Raw genomic sequence first — 3640 nt, 5'->3', positions numbered from 1 at the left:
CTGGCCGGGAAGATTTCCCCACCGATCGCCACGACCTTTGCCTTCAGCTTGTCGTTACCCTTGGCGGCTTCCTTGATCAGGCGACCGGCTGCGCCGGGCTCCTCAAGCGAGAACGCATACAGCAGCGGACCAACCATCTGGTCTTTTGCAACTGCGAAATCGGTGCCTTCAACGGCGCGCGAGGCCAGCGTGTTCTTGACAACCTTCAAGAAAACACCGGTTTCGCGGGCCTGCTTGCGCATCGCGGTCATCTGAGCGACCGTGGTGCCAGCGTATTCGGCTGCGATCAAGGAGTGGGCCTTGGCGGCGACGTCTGCCAGCTCGGCGACTACTTCTTGCTTCTGGGACAGATTGAGAGCCATTGCACTCCTCCGTTTAAGCGGGGATTGGTGATTCGGGATCCGGGATTGGCAACGGCGGCAATGCCACTGCTGCAGGCCTCCCTGGCCGAACCTCAACACCCTGCTTCAAACATATTCCGCTTACGGCTCCTAGCCGTGTGCGGTCCTGGGCGGCATCCGTCCTGGACGCCGGGAACATCAGGTGATGTTCCGGTGGTGGCCGTTCTAGAGCTGGAGTGCAAACCCGGGCGAACCCGGACGTACGTGAACCAGAAAAATCCAGAAGGGCGGCACCATCTACGCAGGGTGACCCGAGAACGGATCGATTAAGCGATCTCGCTGTACCGGCGGCGACTCCTTGCCAAATCGAGCTTCCGTGCCCGTCGCCGGTATGCGCTGACCGCGCCTGCGGTCTTTGACGGCTCCACGCAGGCAAACCTGCGCGACGCCTTCAAAAGTCAGCATCACCGTTGCCGATGATGCTGGTGTTTCTTTTTGCTCCCAAGCCCAAGAGCTTCAGAGCGATCCCCGCCTTCGCGGGGATGACGTCTTTCAAACCCGCTCTACTGCATGAAGCTTCAGAGCGATCCCCGCCTTCGCGGGGATGACGTGCCGGCAAAGCCGTGCGCGCTATGCGCGCACGGGCCGGTACGTCACTTCAGGGTCAGCGAGGACTGGTCGACAGTCACGCCCGGGCCCATCGTCGAGCTGACCGAAACCTTCTGCAGGTAGGTGCCCTTCGAGGTCGCCGGCTTGGCCTTGATCAGGTCCAGCAGCAGTGCCTGCAGGTTCGACTGCAGCGCGCCGTTTTCGAAGCTGGCCTTGCCGATGGTGCAGTGGATGATGCCAGCCTTGTCAGTGCGGTAACGCACCTGACCGGACTTGGCATTCTTGACGGCTTCGCCCGGGTTGGCCGAGACGGTGCCGACCTTCGGGTTCGGCATCAGGCCACGCGGGCCCAGCACGGTGCCCAGCTTACCGACGACGCGCATTGCGTCCGGGGTAGCGATGACCACGTCATAGTTCAGATCGCCGGCCTGCATCTTCTCGGCCAGGTCGTCCATGCCAACGGCTTCGGCGCCAGCGGCCAGGGCTTCGTCAGCCTTGGCACCAGCCGGAGCAAACACGGCCACACGGACCGACTTGCCGGTACCGGCCGGCAGCACGGTGGAACCGCGCACCTGCTGGTCGGACTTCTTGGCATCCACGCCCAGGCGCACAGCAACGTCGATCGACTCGACGAACTTGGCCTTGGTGGCGGTCTTCAGGATGTTAATTGCGTCCTCGAAGGCGTATGCCTTGCCCGGGACGACGGCGGCCTTGATGGCCTTCTCACGCTTGGTCTGTGCCATCAGATTAACCCTCTACCACCAGGCCCATGGAACGGGCAGAGCCCGCGATCGTACGCACGGCGGCGTCCAGGCTGGCAGCCGTCAGATCCGGCTCCTTCGCCTTGCAGATTTCTTCCAGCTGCGCGCGCGTCACCTTGCCCACCTTGTCGGTGTTCGGCTTCTTCGAACCCGAAGAAATGCCAGCAGCCTTCTTGAGCAGCACGGTAGCCGGGGTGCTCTTGGTGATGAAGGTGAAGGTACGGTCCGAATAGGCCGTGATGATGACCGGCACCGGCAGACCCGGCTCCAGCTTCTGCGTGGCGGCATTGAACGCCTTGCAGAATTCCATGATGTTCAGGCCGCGCTGACCCAGCGCAGGACCGACCGGCGGCGAGGGGTTGGCCTGACCAGCCTTCACCTGCAGCTTGATGTAACCGACAACTTTCTTTGCCATTAGAGTGCTCTCCGGGTGCTAGCGCCTTTCGACAACAGGCTCCCCATCGGACCGGGAATCACGCGTCCCGGCATCGCGTTCTGAAATCCGTGAATCACACCAAAGGCCACCTCGCGGCAGCCTTCGATTCAGCCCCTTTCAGGGAGCCGGTAATTCTAGCAGTTTTTTCAACGGCAACCTGAACAGGCTGCCGTCAGTGTCAGACGGCCTTCTCGACCTGACCAAATTCCAGCTCGACCGGCGTGGCGCGACCGAAGATCAGCACCGAGACGCGCAGACGGCTCTTCTCGTAGTTGACCTCTTCCACCACACCATTGAAGTCGTTGAACGGGCCATCGATGACACGAACCATCTGGCCCGGCTCGAACAGCACCTTCGGGCGCGGCTTCTCGACACCTTCCTGAACGCGATTCAGGATGGCGGCAGCCTCGTTGTCCTGGATCGGCAACGGGCGATCAGCGGTACCGCCGATGAAACCCATAACCTTCGGGGTTTCCTTCACCAGGTGCCAGCTTTCGTTGTCGATGCGCGGAATACCGGCTTCTTCGTGGGTCTCGATCTGGACCAGCACATAGCCCGGGAAGAACTTGCGCTCGGAGCGGCGCTTCTGGCCGGCGCGCATTTCCACCACTTCTTCAGTGGGAACCAGCACGTCGCCGAAAAGCTCCTGCATTTCTTCACGCGCAATGCGATCGCGCAGCGCCTGCGCCACCGACTTCTCAAAACCTGAATAGGCGTGAACGACGTACCAACGCTTCACTGTTATCTCCTCAACGACCCAGGAACCACTGGGTCAACTTCTGGATCACGAAGTCGAAACCACCCAGCAGCAGGCTCAACACGATCACCACCACGATCACCACCCACGTCATGCGGATAGCTTCCTGGCGGGTCGGCCACACGACCTTGCGCAGCTCGAAACGGGATTCAGAAAGGAATTCGAGAGTCTGGCGACCCTTGGTGGTCAGCATGAACACCGCACCACCTGCAACCAGACCCACCACGACGGCCAGTGCACGGAGCTGGCCCGACCACGCGCCCAACTGGGCTGCGCGCTCCGGAGCGGAGAACCAGAACCACACGAACAGACCCGCCAGCACCAGCAACGCAGCGCCGATGTACTTGACGATATCGCCACCAGAAGCGGCATCCTTGGAATGTTCGATCTTGCTGTTCATCCGACTCTTGTTGCTGGTGCGACCAAGGTCACTGGATAGAGAGTTGCAAGTGGCACGCCAGGAGGGACTCGAACCCCCAACCTGCGGTTTTGGAGACCGCTGCTCTGCCAATTGAGCTACTGGCGTATTGACTTGAACTTGTTACACGTCGCCTTAGACAGCGAAGGCGGACCGAGGTTCCCGGCCCGCCATTCGCGCAACCAGCAGCTTACCGCTGGTACTGCAGGCGTATTACTTGGTGATCTTGGAGACCACGCCGGCGCCGACGGTACGGCCGCCTTCGCGGATTGCGAAGCGCAGACCTTCGTCCATTGCCACCGGGTTGATCAGGGTGAC

The 3640-nt window shown here is 61.3% G+C and carries 5 protein-coding genes, 1 tRNA gene and 1 pseudogene; all 7 read right to left on the bottom strand.

Translation table 11 applies throughout. The features are described from left to right. The coding region (gene rplJ / locus B2527_RS15725) for a 50S ribosomal protein L10 (RefSeq protein WP_293715696.1) at window positions 1-362 on the bottom strand (362 nt) is incomplete at its 3' end. A gap of 632 nt (window positions 363-994) precedes the next feature. Next, window positions 995-1693 (bottom strand): 50S ribosomal protein L1, encoded by a 699-nt coding sequence (gene rplA, locus B2527_RS15720; protein ID WP_293715694.1) that lies wholly within the window; start codon window positions 1691-1693, stop codon window positions 995-997. Between the two features lie 4 nt (window positions 1694-1697). Then, window positions 1698-2126, bottom strand: a complete 429-nt coding sequence (gene rplK, locus B2527_RS15715) for a 50S ribosomal protein L11 (protein WP_293715691.1) — start codon at window positions 2124-2126, stop codon at window positions 1698-1700. Between the two features lie 199 nt (window positions 2127-2325). Further along, complete coding sequence (gene nusG / locus B2527_RS15710) at window positions 2326-2886, bottom strand: transcription termination/antitermination protein NusG (RefSeq protein WP_293715689.1); 561 nt, start codon at window positions 2884-2886, stop codon at window positions 2326-2328. A gap of 10 nt (window positions 2887-2896) precedes the next feature. After that, window positions 2897-3304: a preprotein translocase subunit SecE gene (secE, locus tag B2527_RS15705; RefSeq protein WP_293715686.1), complete on the bottom strand. Its 408-nt coding sequence runs from the start codon at window positions 3302-3304 to the stop codon at window positions 2897-2899. Window positions 3305-3354: 50 nt separating this feature from the next. Beyond that, window positions 3355-3430: transfer RNA gene (locus tag B2527_RS15700), tRNA-Trp, on the bottom strand. A 105-nt stretch (window positions 3431-3535) separates the two neighbouring features. After that, window positions 3536-3640 (bottom strand): annotated as a pseudogene (locus tag B2527_RS15695) (elongation factor Tu); the annotation flags it as partial.

The organism is Stenotrophomonas sp. UBA7606 (assembly GCF_002477705.1).
In the GTDB taxonomy this organism is placed as follows: domain Bacteria; phylum Pseudomonadota; class Gammaproteobacteria; order Xanthomonadales; family Xanthomonadaceae; genus Stenotrophomonas.
Note: the sequence above shows the minus strand (reverse complement) of the source record. Positions and strands in the feature narration are given on the sequence as shown.